This window comes from Pannonibacter carbonis, assembly GCF_003012935.1.
Taxonomy (GTDB): domain Bacteria; phylum Pseudomonadota; class Alphaproteobacteria; order Rhizobiales; family Stappiaceae; genus Pannonibacter; species Pannonibacter carbonis.
Window position 1 is genome coordinate 178,631 of the sequence record NZ_PUDR01000007.1, and the last position, 17,239, is coordinate 195,869.

Annotated in this window: 24 protein-coding genes; 18 read left to right on the forward strand and 6 right to left on the reverse strand. The window is 66.1% G+C overall.

The genetic code is table 11. From position 1 onward, the window contains the following. Nucleotides 1-80: 80 nt before the first annotated feature. Entirely contained in the window at nucleotides 81-656 is a 576-nt protein-coding gene (locus tag C8348_RS11705; RefSeq protein ID WP_244293993.1) for a hypothetical protein, read from the forward strand. Next, nucleotides 649-2,589 carry a phage terminase large subunit family protein gene (locus C8348_RS11710; RefSeq protein WP_106753522.1) on the forward strand — a complete coding sequence of 647 codons (1,941 nt, stop codon included), beginning with the start codon at nucleotides 649-651 and terminating at the stop codon, nucleotides 2,587-2,589. Before C8348_RS11705 ends, C8348_RS11710 begins: the two co-directional genes overlap by 8 nt. 3 nt (nucleotides 2,590-2,592) lie before the next feature. Here C8348_RS11710 and C8348_RS11715 read toward each other — a convergent pair whose 3' ends face one another. After that, nucleotides 2,593-2,883: a helix-turn-helix domain-containing protein gene (locus tag C8348_RS11715; RefSeq protein WP_106753523.1), complete on the reverse strand. Its 291-nt coding sequence runs from the start codon at nucleotides 2,881-2,883 to the stop codon at nucleotides 2,593-2,595. Continuing rightward, complete coding sequence (locus C8348_RS11720) at nucleotides 2,880-3,221, reverse strand: type II toxin-antitoxin system RelE/ParE family toxin (RefSeq protein ID WP_106753524.1); 342 nt, start codon at nucleotides 3,219-3,221, stop codon at nucleotides 2,880-2,882. Before C8348_RS11720 ends, C8348_RS11715 begins: the two co-directional genes overlap by 4 nt. Nucleotides 3,222-3,277: 56 nt before the next feature. On the opposite strand from C8348_RS11720, the gene C8348_RS11725 reads away from it, so the two are divergent. From C8348_RS11725 to C8348_RS11755, 7 genes are read left to right on the forward strand one after another with little or no spacing between them, the layout of a single operon-like run. Further along, a complete protein-coding gene (locus C8348_RS11725) occupies nucleotides 3,278-3,493 on the forward strand; it encodes a phage head-tail joining protein (RefSeq protein ID WP_106753525.1) in 216 nt (71 codons plus the stop codon). Between the two features lie 4 nt (nucleotides 3,494-3,497). Next, nucleotides 3,498-5,009, forward strand: coding sequence for a phage portal protein (locus C8348_RS11730; protein WP_106753526.1), 1,512 nt, complete (start codon nucleotides 3,498-3,500; stop codon nucleotides 5,007-5,009). Between the two features lie 4 nt (nucleotides 5,010-5,013). Further along, a complete protein-coding gene (locus C8348_RS11735) occupies nucleotides 5,014-6,018 on the forward strand; it encodes a head maturation protease, ClpP-related (RefSeq protein WP_157950429.1) in 1,005 nt (334 codons plus the stop codon). 6 nt (nucleotides 6,019-6,024) lie between these two features. Next, complete coding sequence (locus C8348_RS11740) at nucleotides 6,025-6,396, forward strand: head decoration protein (RefSeq protein WP_106753528.1); 372 nt, start codon at nucleotides 6,025-6,027, stop codon at nucleotides 6,394-6,396. Between the two features lie 25 nt (nucleotides 6,397-6,421). After that, nucleotides 6,422-7,435 (forward strand): major capsid protein, encoded by a 1,014-nt coding sequence (locus C8348_RS11745; protein WP_106753529.1) that lies wholly within the window; start codon nucleotides 6,422-6,424, stop codon nucleotides 7,433-7,435. Beyond that, nucleotides 7,435-7,746, forward strand: a complete 312-nt coding sequence (locus C8348_RS11750) for a head-tail joining protein (RefSeq protein ID WP_106753530.1) — start codon at nucleotides 7,435-7,437, stop codon at nucleotides 7,744-7,746. The genes C8348_RS11745 and C8348_RS11750 overlap by 1 nt, the downstream gene beginning before the upstream one ends. Continuing rightward, on the forward strand, nucleotides 7,743-8,378 hold the full coding sequence (locus tag C8348_RS11755) for a DUF6441 family protein (RefSeq protein WP_106753531.1): 636 nt from the start codon (nucleotides 7,743-7,745) through the stop codon (nucleotides 8,376-8,378). The genes C8348_RS11750 and C8348_RS11755 overlap by 4 nt, the downstream gene beginning before the upstream one ends. Before the next feature lie 17 nt (nucleotides 8,379-8,395). Here C8348_RS11755 and C8348_RS11760 read toward each other — a convergent pair whose 3' ends face one another. Both C8348_RS11760 and C8348_RS22605 read right to left on the reverse strand, forming a co-directional pair. Beyond that, entirely contained in the window at nucleotides 8,396-9,718 is a 1,323-nt protein-coding gene (locus C8348_RS11760) for a type II toxin-antitoxin system HipA family toxin (protein WP_106753532.1), read from the reverse strand. Next, entirely contained in the window at nucleotides 9,718-10,050 is a 333-nt protein-coding gene (locus C8348_RS22605) for a helix-turn-helix domain-containing protein (RefSeq protein WP_106753533.1), read from the reverse strand. Before C8348_RS22605 ends, C8348_RS11760 begins: the two co-directional genes overlap by 1 nt. A 248-nt stretch (nucleotides 10,051-10,298) precedes the next feature. Here C8348_RS22605 and C8348_RS11770 point away from each other — a divergent pair, with 248 nt between their 5' ends. The 4 genes from C8348_RS11770 to C8348_RS22265 all read left to right on the forward strand — a co-directional run bounded on the left by C8348_RS11770 (nucleotide 10,299) and on the right by C8348_RS22265 (nucleotide 12,360). Continuing rightward, the gene (locus tag C8348_RS11770) at nucleotides 10,299-10,718 is read left to right on the forward strand and encodes an acyl-CoA transferase (RefSeq protein WP_106753534.1); all 420 of its coding nucleotides are present in this window, start codon (nucleotides 10,299-10,301) and stop codon (nucleotides 10,716-10,718) included. A 24-nt stretch (nucleotides 10,719-10,742) separates the two neighbouring features. Continuing rightward, complete coding sequence (locus tag C8348_RS11775; RefSeq protein ID WP_106753535.1) at nucleotides 10,743-11,681, forward strand: phage tail tube protein; 939 nt, start codon at nucleotides 10,743-10,745, stop codon at nucleotides 11,679-11,681. Further along, entirely contained in the window at nucleotides 11,681-12,118 is a 438-nt protein-coding gene (locus C8348_RS11780) for a hypothetical protein (RefSeq protein ID WP_106753536.1), read from the forward strand. The genes C8348_RS11775 and C8348_RS11780 overlap by 1 nt, the downstream gene beginning before the upstream one ends. A gap of 68 nt (nucleotides 12,119-12,186) precedes the next feature. Continuing rightward, nucleotides 12,187-12,360, forward strand: a complete 174-nt coding sequence (locus C8348_RS22265; RefSeq protein ID WP_231565667.1) for a DUF7697 family protein — start codon at nucleotides 12,187-12,189, stop codon at nucleotides 12,358-12,360. Here C8348_RS22265 and C8348_RS11790 read toward each other — a convergent pair. Continuing rightward, the gene (locus tag C8348_RS11790) at nucleotides 12,350-12,730 is read right to left on the reverse strand and encodes a type II toxin-antitoxin system VapC family toxin (RefSeq protein ID WP_106753538.1); all 381 of its coding nucleotides are present in this window, start codon (nucleotides 12,728-12,730) and stop codon (nucleotides 12,350-12,352) included. The two genes, C8348_RS22265 and C8348_RS11790, sit on opposite strands and share 11 nt — an antisense overlap. Continuing rightward, nucleotides 12,730-12,942, reverse strand: a complete 213-nt coding sequence (locus C8348_RS11795; protein ID WP_106753539.1) for an AbrB/MazE/SpoVT family DNA-binding domain-containing protein — start codon at nucleotides 12,940-12,942, stop codon at nucleotides 12,730-12,732. Before C8348_RS11795 ends, C8348_RS11790 begins: the two co-directional genes overlap by 1 nt. Nucleotides 12,943-13,012: 70 nt before the next feature. Here C8348_RS11795 and C8348_RS11800 point away from each other — a divergent pair, with 70 nt between their 5' ends. The 5 genes from C8348_RS11800 to C8348_RS11815 are packed head-to-tail and all read left to right on the forward strand — an operon-like array spanning nucleotide 13,013 to nucleotide 17,237. Next, nucleotides 13,013-15,466: a phage tail tape measure C-terminal domain-containing protein gene (locus C8348_RS11800; RefSeq protein ID WP_106753540.1), complete on the forward strand. Its 2,454-nt coding sequence runs from the start codon at nucleotides 13,013-13,015 to the stop codon at nucleotides 15,464-15,466. Nucleotides 15,467-15,475: 9 nt separating this feature from the next. Beyond that, nucleotides 15,476-16,102, forward strand: a complete 627-nt coding sequence (locus tag C8348_RS11805; protein ID WP_106753541.1) for a DUF2460 domain-containing protein — start codon at nucleotides 15,476-15,478, stop codon at nucleotides 16,100-16,102. Next, on the forward strand, nucleotides 16,099-16,449 hold the full coding sequence (locus C8348_RS11810; protein WP_106753542.1) for a hypothetical protein: 351 nt from the start codon (nucleotides 16,099-16,101) through the stop codon (nucleotides 16,447-16,449). The genes C8348_RS11805 and C8348_RS11810 overlap by 4 nt, the downstream gene beginning before the upstream one ends. Continuing rightward, the gene (locus C8348_RS22535; RefSeq protein WP_279629390.1) at nucleotides 16,442-16,573 is read left to right on the forward strand and encodes a hypothetical protein; all 132 of its coding nucleotides are present in this window, start codon (nucleotides 16,442-16,444) and stop codon (nucleotides 16,571-16,573) included. Before C8348_RS11810 ends, C8348_RS22535 begins: the two co-directional genes overlap by 8 nt. A 10-nt stretch (nucleotides 16,574-16,583) precedes the next feature. Further along, entirely contained in the window at nucleotides 16,584-17,237 is a 654-nt protein-coding gene (locus C8348_RS11815; RefSeq protein ID WP_208983714.1) for a lysozyme, read from the forward strand. Nucleotides 17,238-17,239 lie beyond the last annotated feature (2 nt).

Sequence of the window (17,239 nt, forward strand, 5' to 3'; positions counted from 1 at the left end):
GACGTTCGCTCTGGTCGTGACGCTTATCAACTGAATAACCATCTGTTTTTGAATGATAATCGGATCCACGAATGCAGGGCATGAGCGAGCGCCAGTACGCTGCCCATGTCGGGCTGTCACGCGGAGCGATCCAGAAGGCGAAGCTCGCCGAGCGGCTGGTTCTCCATCCCGACGGCAGCATCGACGCGGCCGCCAGCGACATGCGGCGTGCCGAGATGACGGATCCGTCCAAGACCCGCAAACCGCCCGCGCCGAAGCTGAAGCCCGTGCCCGAGGCCGCGGTTGCCGCTGTTGGCGACACGCTGCGCGAACAGGGGCTGGCGGTTCCGGCGGTTGGCGGTGGCACGACCTTCCTGCAGGCCAAGACGGCAAATGAGGTTCTGAAGGCGCAGGAACGGCGCATCCGCCTCCAGAAGCTGAAAGGGGACCTGGTCGACCGCGCCAGGGCGGAGACCCTGATGTTCCGGCTCGCGCGCGATGAACGCGATGCGTGGGTGACGTGGCCGGCGCGCGTCGCAGCCCTGATGGCCTCGGAACTGACCGCGGTGCTGGGGAGCGCAGCCACGGTGGAGCCGGCCTTGATGCAGAAGGTTCTGGAGGCCCATGTCCGCGCCCAGCTCGAGACCCTCTGCGAGGTACGCCCCGGACTTGGATGACGGCGTTTCTGACTTCGACGGTGCGGACCGGCTGATCCGGACCTGGCGCGAGGGATTGCGACCTGATCCGGATCTCTCCGTCTCGCAATGGGCGGACCGGCATCGCCGCCTGGCCTCGCGGGCCTCCGCAGAACCGGGACAGTACCGGACCGCCCGCACACCCTACATGCGCGAGATCATGGACCGGCTGTCGCCGGGCGATCCGACCCAGCGGGTGGTGTTCATGAAGGCCGCGCAGGTCGGGGCGACCGAGGCCGGCAACAACTGGATCGGCTTCGTGATCCACCAGGCGCCGGGGCCAATGCTGGCGGTCCAGCCGACCGTAGAACTGGCGAAACGCAACTCGCGTCAGCGGATCGACCCGCTGATCGACGAGAGCCCCGAGTTGCGGGAGCGGGTGAAGCCGGCGCGGTCGCGCGATGCGGGCAACACGATGCTGTCGAAGGAGTTCGCGGGCGGCATCCTGATCATGACCGGGGCGAACTCGGCCGTGGGACTGCGCTCCACCCCTGCCCGCTACATCTTCCTCGACGAGGTCGACGCTTATCCGGCGTCCGCCGATGAGGAAGGCGATCCGGTCACGCTGGCCGAGGCGCGGTCGCTGACCTTCTCCCACCGGCGCAAGGTGCTGCTGGTCTCGACACCGACCATCCGCGGGCTGAGCCGCATCGAGCGGGAGTTCGAGGCCAGCGACCAGCGGCGGTTCTTCATGCCGTGCCCGCATTGCGGCGCGATGCAGTGGCTGAAGTTCGAGCGGCTGCACTGGGAGAAGGGTCGCCCGGAAACGGCCGAATACATCTGCGAGGGCTGCGACGCTGCAATCGCGGAGCATCACAAGACGCAGATGCTGGACGCAGGCGAATGGCGCGCGACCGCCACAGCCACCGATCCGACAACGGTCGGCTACCACCTCTCGGCGCTCTATTCGCCGGTGGGCTGGCTCAGCTGGCAGCGGATCGCGCGGGCGCATGAGGCGGCACGGGGCAGCGACGAGGCGATGCGGGCGTTCCGGAACACCATCCTCGGCGAGACCTGGATGGAGACCGGCGAGGCGCCAGACTGGCAACGGCTGGCTGACCGGCGCGAGGCCTGGAAGGCGGGGACCGTTCCGGCGGGCGGCCTGTTCCTGACTGCTGGCGCCGACGTTCAGAAGGACCGGATCGAGGTTGATGTGTGGGCCTGGGGCCGGGGCTTGGAAAGCTGGCTTGTCGACCACATCGTGATCGACGGAGGCCCCGGCGATCCGGCCTGCTGGCAGCAGTTGACCGGGTTGCTGGGACGCTCCTGGATCCATGCCTCAGGCCAGCCGGTGTTGCTCACCCGGCTCGCGATCGACACCGGCTTTGAGACCAGCGCGGTCTATGCCTGGTCGCGGCAGGTGGGATGGACGCAGGTTGCGCCGGTCAAGGGCGTCGAAGGGTTCACCCGGACGAGCCCTGTGACCGGACCGACGTTTGTTGACGCAACGGTTGCGGGCAAACGTCTGCGGCGCGGCGCGCGGCTATGGACCGTCGCGACCTCGACCTTCAAGGCGGAGACCTATCGCTTCCTGCGACAGGACCGGCCGACGAAGGAGGATCAGGCAGCCGGCGACAGCTGCCCGCCGGGAACGATCCACCTGCCGGACTGGGCAGACGGTGAATGGCTGAAACAGCTGACGGCCGAGCAACTGGTGACGGTTCGCACGAAGCGCGGCTTCGCAAGGCTGGAATGGCACAAGCTCAGGGAACGCAACGAGGCTCTGGATTGCCGGGTCTACGCCCGCGCCGCCGCCTGGATCGCAGGGGTTGACCGGTGGCCCGAAGCGCGTTGGGCCGAAATGGAGCGCCAACTGACCATTGAGACTGAGCGGATCCCTCACGACCCACCCACCAAATCCCTGGCTCGGCGCATTGCCAACCGGCGAACGGTGCGCTCGAGTTACATGGGGTGAAGTTCATCCCGCCAGGGTACGCTGGACAATGTTCGGATCCTTGTCGATCAAAGCCAGCAATACGCGGGCCGGGCCTTCCGGCGAACGCCGACGCTGTTCCCAGTTCAGCAGCGTGGACTTCTTGACGCCGATGCTTCTGGCAAACTCTGCCTGCGAAAGACCGGTGCGAGAGCGAATGGCCTGAACGTCTGCGTCAGGGATCTCGATCTCATGGATCGTCACCATCTGGTCGCCCTGCGCATGGGCAATGGCTTCTTTCAGGCCCTGTTCGATGCTCCTGAATACATCACTCATCTTGTCCTCCTGTAACTGGCGACCAGCAGTTTGCCGAGCGATTTGATCATGTCCGTCTCTGCCTTGGTCAGACTGGCCTTCTCGTTCTTGGCAAAGACGGTGATCAGGAAAATCGGCATGGTCTCTTCGCCGCTGAAAAAGTGAATGACCCGATATCCGCCGCTCTTGCCGCCACCATCGCGGGCATAGCGCATCTTTCGAATGCCGCCACCGATCGAGACGCCTGCTGTCGGATTGCGCGCAATGAAATCGATCAGAGCCATGCGCTCCTCATCGCTCATGAGAGCGCGGGCGCGGCGCTGGAACTCTGGCGTCTCGGCAACAGTCACAATGCTCATCGATCACACTTATGCGTCAATGGCGCATAAGTCAATGACGCACAGAAGGAGCGCTCATGTCCGATCTGGCGACCTTGCGCCAAAGACGCGACGCCCTGACCGTGCAGCGGTCCTCCGGCGTCGCGCGGGTCAGCTATGACGGCAAGACCGTGGACTATCGCAGCGTCGCCGAGATCGACCGGGCCATCGAGGCGCTGGACCGCGAGATCGCTGCGGCCGAGGGGCGGCGGATTGTCCGGCACGTACGCGTGACGACAGCAAAGGGGCTCTGAGCCGATGGGCCTCTTCGAGCGCTTCCGCCGCCGGTCCACAGGCGGCCCCACAGCCTTGCGCGCCCGTCTCGAGGGCGCCATGGCGAAACGCCGCCTGCGCGGCTGGAACCCACCACTTGAGAATATCAACGCGCTGGTTGCTTCAGGCGGCCCGCGCCTACTGGCCCGGTCCCGCGAGCTGGTGGTCACCAACGGCTATGCGGCCAACGCCTGCGAGGCCTTTGCCGCGAACCTGGTCGGGGACGGGATCAAGCCGTCCTCTCTGATCGAGGATGGGACCCTGCGCGAGCGGGTCCAGCGGCTCTGGCTCGCCTGGACCGACGAGGCCGATGCGGACGGCCTGACGGATTTCTACGGCCTGCAGGCCATGGTCGCGCGCGAGATGTTCATGGCCGGCGAATGCTTCGTGCGGCTGCGGCCACGGCGGATCGAGGATGGTCTTCAGGTCCCGCTGCAGCTGCAGCTTCTCCAGTCCGAGATGCTGCCCTTCGAGAAGACCGAGACAGCCGCCAACGGCAACCGCATCCGCTGCGGGATCGAGTTCGATCGCGTAGGCCGGCGCGTTGCCTACCACTTCCGCCGTCGTCACCCGGGCGACAGCACGGACCAACGGGGGGCGGTGCCGGAGACGGTGCGCGTCCCAGCGGAATCCGTGCTGCACATCTACCGGCCGATCGATGCCGGGCAGATCCGCGGCCTGCCGCATGTGGCGCCCGCCATGGTGCGGCTGTTCCTGCTCGACCAGTATGATGACGCGGAACTCGACCGGAAGAAGACCGCGGCGATGTTCGCGGGCTTCATCACCAAGACCGCTCCGGAAGAGCCGATGATGGGTGAAGGCGCGGCCGATACCGAAGGTGCCGCGATTGCCAGCCTCGAGCCCGGCACGATGCAGGTGCTGCTGCCGGGCGAGGACGTGAAGTTCTCGTCGCCGGCAGATGTCGGCGGCGGCTACGAGGCGTTCCAGTACCGGACGCTGCTGGCCGTCTCGGCCTCGCTGGGGCTGCCCTATCATCTCGTCACCGGCGATGTCCGGCAGGCAAACTACTCGTCCCTTCGCGCCGAACTCGTCGAGTTCCGCCGCCGGATCGGCCAGCTGCAGCACGGCGTGATCGTGCACCAGCTGTGCCGCCTGGTGTGGCGGCGCTGGCTCGAGACGGCGGTGCTGACGGGGGCAATCGATCTGCCTGGATTTGCCGCCGCACCCGCTCCGTTCCTCGCCGCGCAATGGATCCCGCCGCGCTGGGACTGGGTCGATCCATTGAAGGACATCCAGGCGCAGGTCCTGGCGATGGAGGCAGGCATCACCTCGCGGCGCAAGGTGGTCGAGGCCACCGGCTACGACATCGAGGAAGTGGACCGCGAGAACGCTGCTGATGCCCGGCGGTCGGCCGATCTGGGCCTGCGGTACCGCACAAGCCCCGGCGAGACGCAAGGCGCGCGGGCAACGCCCTCAAGGCTACCCGATCCGGGAACCGATGGACCCGACGCCGGCGCGCAATCCGATGAGGAGTGACAGGATGAAGAACTGGTACACGATCCGCGCCAGGGGCCAGGCTACGGAAGTGCTGATCTATGACGAGATTGGCGCCTTTGGCATCAGCGCCAAGGGGTTCCTCGCTGAGCTCGGCGCCTTGCCGGACAATGCGCCCATCGACCTTCGGCTCAACAGCCCGGGTGGATCGGTGTTCGATGCGGTCGCGATCTACAACGCCCTGCAGCGGCACGAGGGACCGGTCACGGTCTGGATCGACGGCATTGCCGCTTCAGCCGCCTCGTATGTGGCCATGGCCGGCGATGAAATCGTCATGCCCGAGAATGCCTTCCTGATGATCCATGACCCCTCGGGTCTCGTCATGGGCACGGCCGCCGACATGCGGGAGATGGCCGACACCCTGGACAAGATCGCCGGCACAATGGTTCGCGGCTATGCCGCTCGCTCCGGCCGCTCCGAGGATGAGATCACGGCACTGATGGCGGCCGAGACCTGGTTCGATGCCACAGCCGCCCTTGAGGCAGGGTTTGCCACGCGCATGATCGAGCCGGTGCGGATTGCCGCCAGCTTCGACATCGGCCGGTTCCGCAACGCGCCGCCCGCGCTGGCCGAGGCCATCGCCGATCCGGCTCCCGAGAGCGACCAGGAGGGCAATGAGGCCGCCGAAGACGCCATCGGCGACGAGATCGGCGACGAGGCTCCCGCGACGCCAGATGAGCCCAAGCCTGAGCCCAGCACACTGGCGGGTCCTGGCCCTGTGGTGACCGGCATGGATCCAATCGCCATCCGGCGTGACGCGATCGCCCATGCCCGTGCCATCGTCGACCTCTGCCGCCTCGCGGGACAGCCGCAGATGGCCGGGCGCTTTCTTGACGAGGACGCCAGCCTCGAGACGGTTCGCACCAGCCTTCTCGGCGCAAGGGCCGATGCGGAGGCAGATATCAGCCCCCATCACCCCCAACCCGGGCCCTCCCCCACGACCCGTCCCTGGGGCGACGTGATTGCCCGCACATTCAAGCTGAAAGGATGATCTTCAATGACCACACTGACCGAAGGCCGGCACCCGGGCGGCTTCCTCGTCTGGGAAGCCTTGCGCGACTACACCCGGGAGACGATCACTCTCGCCTCCGGCGCAGGCAAGCTCGAACCTGGAACCGTGCTCGGCAAGATCACCTCGGGTGGCAAGTTCACCCGGCTCGCTCCCGCAGCCTCAAACGGAAGCCAGACCGCCGCCGGGATCCTCTGGGGGCCCGCCGACGCAAGTGCCGCCGATGCCCCGGCCGTCGCGGTCCTGCGCGGCCCGGCCATCGTCAACCGCAACGAGCTGGTCTGGCCCACAGGCGCAACGGAACCGCAGATCACGGCCGCGACTGCGGCGTTGACTGCGCTCGGCATCCTGCTGCGCTGACCCCTCCCCCCGAAAGGACATTCCCATGGCATCCATGGACATCTTTGAAGGCGATGCCTTCTCGATCATCGAGCTCACCCGAGCACTGGAGACCATTCCCTTCAAGCCGGCGATCCTGTCGGGTGCGGGGCTCTTCGGTGCGCGCGGCGTCCGCTCCCGGACCGTCATGATCGAGAGCCGGGATGGCACCCTGTCGCTCATCCCCTTCTCCGAGCGTGGCTCTGCCTATGAGCAACAGGTCCCCGAACGGCGGCAGATGCGGGCCTTCGTCGTCCGCCAGTTCAAGAAGCAGGACGTACTCTGGGCCTCCGAGATCCAGGCAATCCGGGACTTCGGTTCGGAAACGGCCGTGCAACAGGTCCAGGCTGAAGTCGCCCGCAAGTTGGGGCGGCTGCGGAACGACGCCGAGGCCACGTTCGAGTTCCATCTCTTCAATGGCATCCAGGGCGTGGTGAAGGATCCGAAGGACGGTGTGACCGTGGTGGATTACTTTGCCGAGTTCGGCATCACGCCGGCGCCAGAAGTGGACTTCGACCTCGACAATGCCACCCCGGCGTCGGGTGCACTGCGCAAGCGCTGTCAGGCGCTGATCGAAAGCGTCGAGGACAGCCTCGGCGGGCTGGCAGCCGGACAGGTTCAACTGCGCGCCGAATGCGGATCCAGCTTCTTTGCCGATCTGGTCGCCCACAAGGAGGTGCGCGAGACCTATCTCAACACCGCTGCGGCCGCGGATCTTCGTGGCCGTGTCGGCGAGGAGGTCAGCTTTGGCGGCATCACCTTCCGCCGCTATCGGGGTGGCCTCGGCTTTGGCGTTCCCACCGACAAGGCGTACTTCTATCCCGAAGGTGTCGAGGGGCTGTTCGAGATCTACCATGCCCCGGCCGACACCTTCGAGACGGTCAACACGCTCGGCCTGCCGCTCTATGCCCGCATGATCCCGGACCGTGACCGCGACGAATGGGTCCGCCTCGAGATCGAGAGCAATCCCCTTCCGATCTGCACCCGCCCGCAGGTGCTGCGTTCGGCACGGCGGACGTGATGAGTGCGCTCGCTATCGCGCTGGATGCGCTGTACCTCGACCCGAACGTCGGTCGAGACGCGGTCTACATCGCCGACGGCGGCGCGCCGGTTCTGGTGCGCGTCGTCGCCCGGCGTGCGGATGTCGTCTCCGACTTCGGCGACGCCCGGCTCTGGTCCGAGACCACCCGGATCGATCTGCGCGTGGCCGAGGTTACGAACCCGCGCCCCGGCGACCGCATCGAGATCGACGGCGATGCCTTCCTCATCCAGGGCGAGCCTGTCCGCGACCGCGAGCGGCTGGTCTGGACCGTGGATTTGAGGCCCGCGTGAAACTGAAGCTCGACATCGATCCCAACATCGTCGCGATGATGGCGGCCGAGGTCGCGGCGGGCGAACGCGCCGTGACGGCTGCCATGCGCGAGGCCGGAACCGGGCTGAAGACGGCGTGGCGGTTGCAGATCACCGGCGCGGGGCTCAGGCCCCGGCTGGCCAACTCGATCCGGAGCCAGAACTTCCCGAGGTCGGGCGAAAGCCTGGACGCCGCCACTCTGGTCTGGTCCAAGGCCCCGGTCATCGTCGGCGCGCACGACACCGGTCCTCTGATCCGCTCGAAGGATGGGTTCTGGTTGGCGATCCCGCTGCCCGCGGCGGGCAAGTCCCTGCGTGGCGGCAGGATCACGCCCGGAGAATGGGAGCGACGACGCGGGCTGCGCCTGCGCTTCGTCTATCGTCGCACGGGACCGAGCCTGCTGGTCGCGGAGGGACGGCTTAACACCAAGGGCCAGGCCGTTGTGTCCCGCTCCAAGACCGGGCGCGGCAAGGTCACCGCGCCGATCTTCCTGCTGGTGCCGCAGGTCAAGCTGCCGAAACGGCTGGATCTGGCGCGGGATGTCGAAAGGGCGGTGGACGGCGTGCCGGGGTTGATCGTGGCGAATTGGGTAGAGGTGAGGTCGGGTCTTTGACCTTTGCAGACCATGGCTCAGGTAGAGAGAAAGGATCGAAAACCGGCTTGGGCCTTTTGTGCTAGCTCGGGCGGCACATCCGCCTCCGAAGTGAACTCTCTCCAGCGATCAGCCGCCGCCTCAACCTCCCGCAGGATGTCATCGGTTTTTCGAGGTTTGAGATCGGCCATCTTGCCGAACCGGTGAAGGTCGTCGAGGTCAAACTTGTCAGCTTTTCCGCTAAGTGTCATCTGGTGAGCGTTGGTCCATTGGCCTTCCGGGTTGTGTGCGTAGACAACATCAAAGGCTGGTGCGAGACGCCATTCGCCTTTCTTGTTCATAAGAAATGCAATGTTCTTCACGTGGTCATCTTGGTTTCGAATTACCAGATTGACGAAAGCCCGTCGGACCATTTGTTCGAGGGACTTCTGTCCCATCCCGAGCCGTCTGATCGTTTCCAGTGCTTGTTCGTAGGAGTATGCGCGGGGCTGGTTGAAATCGAAATGGCGCATTGCTCCGAGCGAGAGCACATGAAGTTTTTCGCTCTGACCAGTCTCAGCGGTTCCCGTGCGATCAAATCGCTGCGTCATAAAGTGCGCGCGACCTCCTTCGTGATGCAATCGAGACCGCGTCATTTCCACACCGGCCGAGGTTGCCAGAAGATAGCAGGCATACTCGAGTCGGCCGAAACCCTGCGGGTCGGCAAGATTATGATCACCGCTCTTCGAGACCCCGTCGAACTTGAAGAGCCACTGGGTATACCCGGGACCAGCCTTGATCTGACCGGAATGGAACTCACCAGTCTTTTCGTTCCAGGCAAGGACGGCCTTGGCACGGGCACCGCCGGCCGAGGTGCCAACTCTTAGAATCTGCGCCAATGCCTCGGCTTGGTCTTCGCCAGTCATCTGTCCGGTCAGAGACTTTCGGTCGTTCAAAACCCGGTTCGCCAGTTCAACGAGGGGTGCGATATCGACCGGTGTGCCGTCCTCCCGGCGAACACCTGTCGCAGGCTCATACTCGAGTGCCCCCATACCGCGCCGCCCGGTGTAGAGGAGCCGCTCAACCGGATCCATGCTTTCAGCTGTTCGCCCTTGTTCTGCAAGCCATCGGTTAATCAGTGCATTCCCGAACCGATCCGGCAAGCTGTCGGAAAGAAGCCCGGGCAGGCCATGAAAAGTGCCTCGCGGTAGGGCCGGAAAATCGAAGGTACCTGTCCGTAGTGGCATCGTCAGCGGGGCGATTTCGATAGCGGACTGCGCGAAACGAGGGTCATACTCGAAGATGCCAAGATCTCGACTGGGGTCCCAGATGACCGCCCCGATCTGACGTCCCCACAGGTTCACTGTTGCTCTTGTGGCCATCACTCGCCCCAACTCCACGGTTCATCTTCTTCGGCTCCCGACGCTGGACGCGCGCGTTGACGTTGATCTCCCCGACCCCGAGGATCGAGCGGGCTCAATGTGGCAACAGGTACGAGCACAGAAATTCTATCTTCGAGTCCCAATGCCTTGAGGACGCGGATCAGACTGTCGATGGTTCCGCCTTCGCCAGCTTCCAAGCGGGCGACAACGCCTCGCGAGACTCCGGCTTGCGCTGCAACATCGTCCTGACGCAGGTTGCGTGAGAGTCGGTGGGATGCGAGGCTCGCGCCTAGGTCTTTCGTTAAGACAGCGACTGGTCTTCCGTCCGTCATTTGTGCCTCAGTGTTGGAGCGTTATCTTCGTAATGCAGAGATAACGCTTCAAAATTAGGACTTTGTTTCGCCTGTAAGATAGCGCGCCACAATCGATACGTAAACCAGAAATTTTGACATAGCGTATCAATAATGATGCTTTCGGCGTCTTTCCGGCATCAGAACTCAAGCTCTGCACTGTCGTCCAACCGCGATACCTATTTTCCACCGTACCGCATTCCTCGTGGAATGGAGATCCAAATCACCACATGCCCACCTTTCGTGAATCCATCCTCGCCGCGCTGCACGCACGGCTCTCGGCGCTGGCCGCTAAAGTCCTGCGGGGCGACGTGCTGCCCGAGCGCGTCCCGCCCGCAGGCTTGCTGATCCTGCGCGATGGGGAACCCGGTGAGCCCGAGGTCACGCTCTCGCCGCTGGCCTATCACTACCAGCACCGCGCCGAGATCGAGGCGGTCGTGCAGGGTTCCGACCGTGACGCCGCCTTCGACGCGCTGACCGCCAGCGTCGGCTCGATGCTTGCCGCCGACCGCACGCTGGGCGGGCTCTGCGATTGGGTCGAGGCGGAGGCGCCGCGGCCTGTCGATCTGCCAGTCGAGGGCGCGGCCAGCCTGAAGGCCGCCGTGATCCCAGTGGTGCTGCACTATTCCACGGCCGATCCGCTCGGCTGATCCCGACAACCCGAGGAGAATACCATGGCACGAGCCCAGGGGGCGCGGGCGCTGATGACGCTTGCGTTCGAGACGACCTATGGAACGCCTCCCGTCACTGGCTTCACCCGCATGCCCTTTGCCAGCACCTCGCTGGGGGCCGAGCAACCGCTGCTGAACTCGGAGCTTCTCGGCTACGGCCGCGATCCGCTGGCACCGATCAAGGATGCTGTGACTGCGGACGGCGACATCGTCGTGCCGCTCGACGCCGTGGCCTTAGGATTCTGGCTGAAGGCAGCCTTCGGGGCGCCGACCACGACAGGCAGCGGCCCATGGACGCACGAGTTCCAGTCCGGGTCCTGGACGCTTCCCAGCATGTCGATCGAGACCGGCATGCCGGAGATCCCGCGTTATGCGATGTATTCCGGCTGCGTGCTCGACCAGATCACCTGGCAGATGCAGCGCTCGGGCCTGCTGACGGCGACGGCCCGGCTCGTGGCACAGGGAGAAACGGTCGGGACCACGACGAGCGCCGGAACACCCACCGCGCTGGAGTTGAAGCGCTTCGGGCATTTCAACGGTTCGATCACCCGCAACGGGTCCGCCCTCGGCAACGTGGTCTCGGCCGAGATCACCTATGCCAACAACCTCGACCGGATCGAGACCATCCGCTCGGATGGCCGCATCGACGGCGCGGACCCAAGCATTGCGGCGCTGACCGGTCGGATCGAGGTGCGCTTCGCCGACCAAACGCTGGTGACGCAAGCGATCAACGGCGAGGCCTGCGAGATGGAGTTCGCCTACGTTCTGCCCTCGGGAGAGAGTTTCACGTTCACCGTACACGCCGTCTACCTGCCACGCCCGCGCGTCGAGATTTCCGGGCCGCAGGGCGTCCAGGCGACCTTCGACTGGCAGGCCGCCCGCGACAGCGTCGTCGGCCGGATGTGCACCGCCACCCTCGTGAACGACGTGGAGACCTACTGATGCTGACGCTCGACTTGTCCAACGCGCCCCGCTGGCATGACCTCGCCCCCGGTGTCCGGGTGCAGCTGCGCCCGCTCACCACCGCCCTGATGGTGGCAACTCGCAGCGACCCGGCCGTTGAAGCGGTGCCAGAGGGGGCCTCCGACGAGGAGCGCGCCGTCGCCTTCGCCAAGGCGCTGGCGCGGCGGGCGGTGCTCAACTGGGAAGGCATCGGCGATGCGGGCGGCAATGCCATCGGCCCAAGCCCGGCGGCCATCGACGCGCTGCTCGACGTCTGGCCGATCTTCGAGGCCTTTCAGCTGACCTACGTATCCAAGGGCCTGCTGCTGGAACAGGAAAAAAACGCCTCCGCGCTCTCGCCGAATGGTCCTTTGGCGGGGGCGAGCGATACTGCCAAGCCTGCACCCAAGCCTGCCCGGACTGCCCGGCGCGGCTGAACCGTCCGGAAACGCCGGAGGGTTGGCAGGTCTGGGACCTCGTCAGCCGCCTCGGAGGCCAGCTGCGTGTGCTGCCCGGTGCCGTAATCGGCTGGGACATGTCGGCGGCTCTGGCGCTCGGTGACGCGCTCGGCGTGCCGCCGCTCGCCATGGCCGAACTGCTGCCCGTCATCGAAGCGGTGATGGTCCGGAAGCTGAACGAGGAGCTGAGCGCGAATGGTGGCCCGGGGGTCAGGCCTTGATCTTCTCGATCAGCGTGACGCCGGGCAGTCCCTCGAAATGCGCATCGCAGGTCAGGAGCGTTGCCCCTTTCGCACGGGCTGTCGCGAAAATGATCGCGTCCGCGGTCGCAAGCCTGTGCTCGCGGCAGGCCTCAGCGGCCGCCAGCGCAATCTCGGTATCGAGTGGCACGACCGTACAGACTTGAGTGAAGGCGAGGACCTGATCTGCCTTGTCCTCCCCCACTTCGCGGGTCAGCCATTTTGCCAGCTCAAGCTGGACCATGGTCGGGACAAGCCAGTGAGCCTGTTCGGGCAACTGTCCGGATAGCGCCTCACCTGTCGGCGATCCGATAAGCCATTCGATCCATGCTGACGTGTCGACGAGGATCATCAGGTCCGGTCCGAGCGGTCGCGATAGTCGATGGCCGAGCCGCCGCGCGCGAGCCCCTTCAGCGCCTCCCGCCTGGGCACCGGCACAAGCAGGACGCCCGTTCCTTTCGGGATGAAGGCAAAGGTCAGCCCGGCCTCCCAGTGCTGGGCGGCCCGGATCGCCTTGGGAATCGAAATCTGGAACTTCGAGGACAGGGTCGCCGTCTCGGCCATGGTCGTACCTTCATCTGATCGATAGGGAAAACGTAAGATCGAATTGAAGCAAAAGCAAGGGGCCTGAGTGATGGCCGAGAAACGAGTAAGCGTCCGCATCGCGGCCGTGGGCGGACGGCAGGTGCGCGCCGAGCTGGAAGGTGTCGGCGAGGCTGGCGCACGCGGCTTCGGGCGGCTTGCCCACGAGATGGAGGCAGCGAACGCCCGGCTTGCGGCCTTCTCGCGCCGGGTGCGTGTCGCAGCGGCGGCGGCTGTCGCTGCCGCCACGGCCGCTGGCGTTGCCATGGTCCGCTCCAGCCTCTCGAGGGTCGATGCGCAGGCCAAGCTCGCCCAGTCGCTCGGCACCACCGTCGCCTCGATCCAGACGCTCGAGCGCGCCGGTGAGCTCGCCGGCGTGTCGATGTCCGGCATCGAGCAGGCAACGAAGGATCTGACGCGCCGCCTCAGCCAGGCGGCCGCCGGGTCCGGTCCGGCCACTGACGCGCTCAAGCGGTTGAGGCTTTCCGCCAACGAGCTGATCGCGCTGCCGCTGGACCAGCGGGTCGGTGCGATCAACGCGGCAATCGAGCGCTTCGTGCCCGCCGCCGAGCGCGCGGCGGTCGCGGGGCAGCTGTTCGGCGAGGAAGGTTCCATCGCCATGTCGCGGATCGACACCGCGACGCTGCGCCAGGCGACAGAGGACGTTCTCGCCTTCGGCGTTGTCGTGTCGGAGCAAGATGCCGATCAGATCGAGCGCACGAACGATGCGATCTCGCGGCTCGGGCTGATCTGGCGCGGGCTATCGAACCAACTGGCCGTCGCTGCGGCACCGGCGCTCGAAGCCGTCGCCAACGCCATGGCGGCGATCGCGAGCCGTACGGGCCCGCTCGGCATCGCGATCCGCAGTCTCTTCGACAATATTGGCCGCCTGACCACCCATGCCGCAACCTTCGCGGCTTTCCTCGCGGGCCGCTGGGTCGCGGGACTGGCTGCAGCGGCCCTTTCGGTGCGCGGCCTTGCCACGGCGCTTGTGTTCCTGCGCGGTGCCCTCATCCGAACAGGGATCGGAGCGTTGATCATTGGTGTCGGCGAGCTGATCTATCAGCTCGCCCAATTCGTTGCCCGCGTGGGTGGGGCTGGCGAAGCGCTTCGCCTCCTTGGCGATATGGCCCGCGAGGTCTGGTCGCGCATCGGTCTGGCGCTCGACGCGGCGCTGGCGCGGATGGCGGCTGGATGGGAGGGCCTGAAGGCCGCAGGGCTCTCGGCGCTGGAGGGCACCATCGCAGGCCTTGTCAGCTTTGGCGACCGGACGACCGCCATCTTCCAGGGGGCCTATGATGCGGCCGTCGCAATCTGGAGCAGACTGCCCGGTGCCATCGGCGATTTTGCCTTTCAGGCGGCGAATGGTCTGATCTCCGGGGTCGAGGCGATGCTGAACGGCGTCGTCACGCGCATCAACAGCTTCATCGAGACGCTGAACGCGGCGCTGGCGTTGCTGCCGGACTGGGCCACCGGCAAAGGTGGGGTGCGGGTCGGCGCCCTCGCGCCGATCGATCTCGGCCGCATCGGCAACCCGTTCGAGGGGGCGGCAACGGCTGCAGGGGCTGCGGCGACCGATGCGGTCTCCGCCGCGCTGGCACGCACCTATCTGCAACCACCCGACCTCGGGCTTGGTGCGATGGCCGACGATGCGCGCGCCCGAGCCGATGGCGACGCGCAAGGCGCAAGCAAACTCGCCAAAGCTGCCGGTCGGCCGCTGGCCAGCTGGCAGGCGCTGAAGGATGCCATGGCCGGCACAGGGTCCGAAGCCAAAACCGCACTTGCAGATGCAGCAGCCTCGGCCGGCGCCCTCACGGTAGAACTGAACGATACCGCCACCGCCGCCGAACGCGCCGGCGAGACTTCGGCCAAGGCCGGGGCCGCGTCCACCAAGGGGGCAAAGGAAGCCCTGACAGGATGGAAGGCCGTGACCGCTGCGCTTGCCGACTATGCGGCCCAGGCAAGAGACATCGCTGGTGAGATCGGCAGCACCCTGGTGGGCGCCTTCCAGTCGGCCGAGACCGCTGTTGGCGCATTCGTGAAGACCGGCAAGCTCGATGTCCGCGACCTCGTCACGTCCCTGATCGCCGATCTCGCGAGACTTGCGGCGCGGCGCTTCATTCTCGGGCCGATCGCCAGTGCCCTGTCTGGTGCCCTGTCCGGCACACTGGGTGGCATGGGTGGGATCTTCGCCAGCATCCTGCATGCAGGCGGGATGGTCGGCTCTTCGGGACCAACACGCCTGGTCCCGGCCATGGCCTTCGCGGCCGCGCCCCGGATGCATGCCGGCGGCTGGGCCGGTCTCAAGCCAGACGAGGTGCCCGCCATCCTGCAACGCGGCGAGCGGGTTCTGTCGCGCCAGGAGGCGGCAAGCGACCGCCGGACCAGCGCGCCTACCGTCAACATCACGATCAACGCCCGCGACGCCGAAAGCTTCCGCCAATCCCGCACGCAGGTCGCCAGCGACATTGCCCGCGCCGTGTCGCTTGGCCGGCGCGGCCTTTGAGGAGCCCCGATGGCCTTCCACGACGTCCGCTTTCCCGACAGCATCAGCCGGGGCGCACGCGGTGGACCCGAACGCCGCACCCAGATCGTGGAGCTCACCTCCGGCCACGAGGAGCGCAATGCCAGCTGGGCCAACTCGCGCCGCCGCTACGATGTCGCCTATGGCATCCGCCGCGCTGACGATCTCGCCGCCGTGATCGCCTTCTTCGAGGCGCGCAATGGCCGGCTTCACGGCTTTCGCTTCAAGGACTGGGCCGACTTCAAGTCCTGCCTGCCATCGCAGACCCCGCTTCCGACCGACCAGCCCATCGGCCTCGGGAACGGTGCCATCAAACAGTTTCAGTTGATCAAGCGATACGCCTCAGGCGCCCAGTCGTGGTCCCGCCCGATCACAAGACCGGTGACAGGGTCAGTCCGGATTGCGGTCAATGGCACTCCTGTCGCCTCCGGTTGGTCGGTGTCTTCGTTGACCGGCCTTGTCAGCTTCGCGACGGCCCCGGCAGCCGGGGTGACGATCACGGCCGGCTTCGAGTTCGACGTCCCCGTCCGCTTCGACACCGACATGCTCGACATCACCCTTGATCTCGAGCGCCTCGGCTCGATCCCCTCCATCCCGCTTCTGGAGATCCGGGCATGAACGATCCCAATGGCTTCCTGAACGCCGTCCTGCGCGAACTCGCCGCCTCGACCGCAGTGATCCTCGCGGCCTGGGGCGCACTGGGTGGCGCCACGAACGCGCTGACGACAAGAATGCGGTTGCGCGATGCGCTTCGGCACATCCTGCTCGGCGGACTGATCGCTGCCGGCATGGGCAGCCTGTCCATGGCCGTGATCACCAGCTGGCTGAACCTGCCTGCCGAGACGATCCCGGCCGGCAGCGCCGCCGGATCGGCCGCCTATCTGGTCGGCGTCTTCGGTCCAGCCTTCATCGAAGTCGTGCTGGCCCGGTTGCGCCGGCCAAAGGACGGGGGCCGCCATGAATAAGCTGCGCCGCCTTGCCCTCGCCCTGCGCTGCAGGCGCTCCGACCCCGACCAGGTGTTCATCCACCGTCTACGCGTCGGTCTCGTGATCGCCGCGCTGATCCTGCTGTTCTCGACCCTGAGGTGACACCATGCGCATGAGCGATCGCGGCCTCGTTGCCCTCATCCGGCACGAAGGCATCGTCCCCGGACCTTACCGCGATGTGAAAAATATCTGGACCTTCGGCATTGGCCACACGGCCGCCGCCGGTCTGCCCGATCCAGGCACGATGCAGCGCGGCATGCCTGCCGATATCGACGCGCGCGTCCGCGAAGCCTTCCAGGTCTTTCGGTCCGACCTCGCGCGTTACGAGGCGGGCGTCCTGCGCGCCGTGAAGGTGCCGCTTGAACCCCACGAGTTCGATGCGCTGGTCTCCTTCCACTACAACACAGGCGGCATCGCCAAGGCGGCGCTCACCCGGCACCTGAACGCGGGAAACAGGGCTGCGGCGGCAACAGCCTTCTTGGGCTGGCTCAAGCCCGCTGCGATCCGCCCCCGCCGCGAGGCCGAACGCGACCTCTTTGCCTCGGGCCTCTATCCCGCCGGAACGATCTCTGTCTGGTCGGTCGACCGGAACGGCTGGGTCGATTTCTCGCGACCGATCCGGCGACTGACCGAGGACGACGCGCTGGCACTCCTGCGCCCAACACCGGTGCTGAGACCATCCGTGCCTGCCGCCAGACCCGAACCGGCAATCGGATGGCTCGCCCGGCTGACCGCCGTCTTTTTCACCCTGATCCGAAGGGCCTGATC

Coding starts and splice junctions, on each gene's coding strand:
- C8348_RS22535 (WP_279629390.1), top strand. CDS start 16,442: ATGAATAAGCTGCGCCGCCTTGCCCTCGCCCTGCGCTGCAGGCGCTCC.
- C8348_RS11715 (WP_106753523.1), bottom strand. CDS start 2,883: ATGAGTGATGTATTCAGGAGCATCGAACAGGGCCTGAAAGAAGCCATT.
- C8348_RS11735 (WP_157950429.1), top strand. CDS start 5,014: ATGAAGAACTGGTACACGATCCGCGCCAGGGGCCAGGCTACGGAAGTG.
- C8348_RS11790 (WP_106753538.1), bottom strand. CDS start 12,730: ATGATCCTCGTCGACACGTCAGCATGGATCGAATGGCTTATCGGATCG.
- C8348_RS11760 (WP_106753532.1), bottom strand. CDS start 9,718: ATGGCCACAAGAGCAACAGTGAACCTGTGGGGACGTCAGATCGGGGCG.
- C8348_RS11800 (WP_106753540.1), top strand. CDS start 13,013: ATGGCCGAGAAACGAGTAAGCGTCCGCATCGCGGCCGTGGGCGGACGG.
- C8348_RS11810 (WP_106753542.1), top strand. CDS start 16,099: ATGAACGATCCCAATGGCTTCCTGAACGCCGTCCTGCGCGAACTCGCC.
- C8348_RS11795 (WP_106753539.1), bottom strand. CDS start 12,942: ATGGCCGAGACGGCGACCCTGTCCTCGAAGTTCCAGATTTCGATTCCC.
- C8348_RS11780 (WP_106753536.1), top strand. CDS start 11,681: ATGCTGACGCTCGACTTGTCCAACGCGCCCCGCTGGCATGACCTCGCC.
- C8348_RS11725 (WP_106753525.1), top strand. CDS start 3,278: ATGTCCGATCTGGCGACCTTGCGCCAAAGACGCGACGCCCTGACCGTG.
- C8348_RS11805 (WP_106753541.1), top strand. CDS start 15,476: ATGGCCTTCCACGACGTCCGCTTTCCCGACAGCATCAGCCGGGGCGCA.
- C8348_RS11740 (WP_106753528.1), top strand. CDS start 6,025: ATGACCACACTGACCGAAGGCCGGCACCCGGGCGGCTTCCTCGTCTGG.
- C8348_RS11770 (WP_106753534.1), top strand. CDS start 10,299: ATGCCCACCTTTCGTGAATCCATCCTCGCCGCGCTGCACGCACGGCTC.
- C8348_RS11720 (WP_106753524.1), bottom strand. CDS start 3,221: ATGAGCATTGTGACTGTTGCCGAGACGCCAGAGTTCCAGCGCCGCGCC.
- C8348_RS11745 (WP_106753529.1), top strand. CDS start 6,422: ATGGCATCCATGGACATCTTTGAAGGCGATGCCTTCTCGATCATCGAG.
- C8348_RS11730 (WP_106753526.1), top strand. CDS start 3,498: ATGGGCCTCTTCGAGCGCTTCCGCCGCCGGTCCACAGGCGGCCCCACA.
- C8348_RS22605 (WP_106753533.1), bottom strand. CDS start 10,050: ATGACGGACGGAAGACCAGTCGCTGTCTTAACGAAAGACCTAGGCGCG.
- C8348_RS11705 (WP_244293993.1), top strand. CDS start 81: ATGAGCGAGCGCCAGTACGCTGCCCATGTCGGGCTGTCACGCGGAGCG.
- C8348_RS11815 (WP_208983714.1), top strand. CDS start 16,584: ATGAGCGATCGCGGCCTCGTTGCCCTCATCCGGCACGAAGGCATCGTC.
- C8348_RS11775 (WP_106753535.1), top strand. CDS start 10,743: ATGGCACGAGCCCAGGGGGCGCGGGCGCTGATGACGCTTGCGTTCGAG.
- C8348_RS11750 (WP_106753530.1), top strand. CDS start 7,435: ATGAGTGCGCTCGCTATCGCGCTGGATGCGCTGTACCTCGACCCGAAC.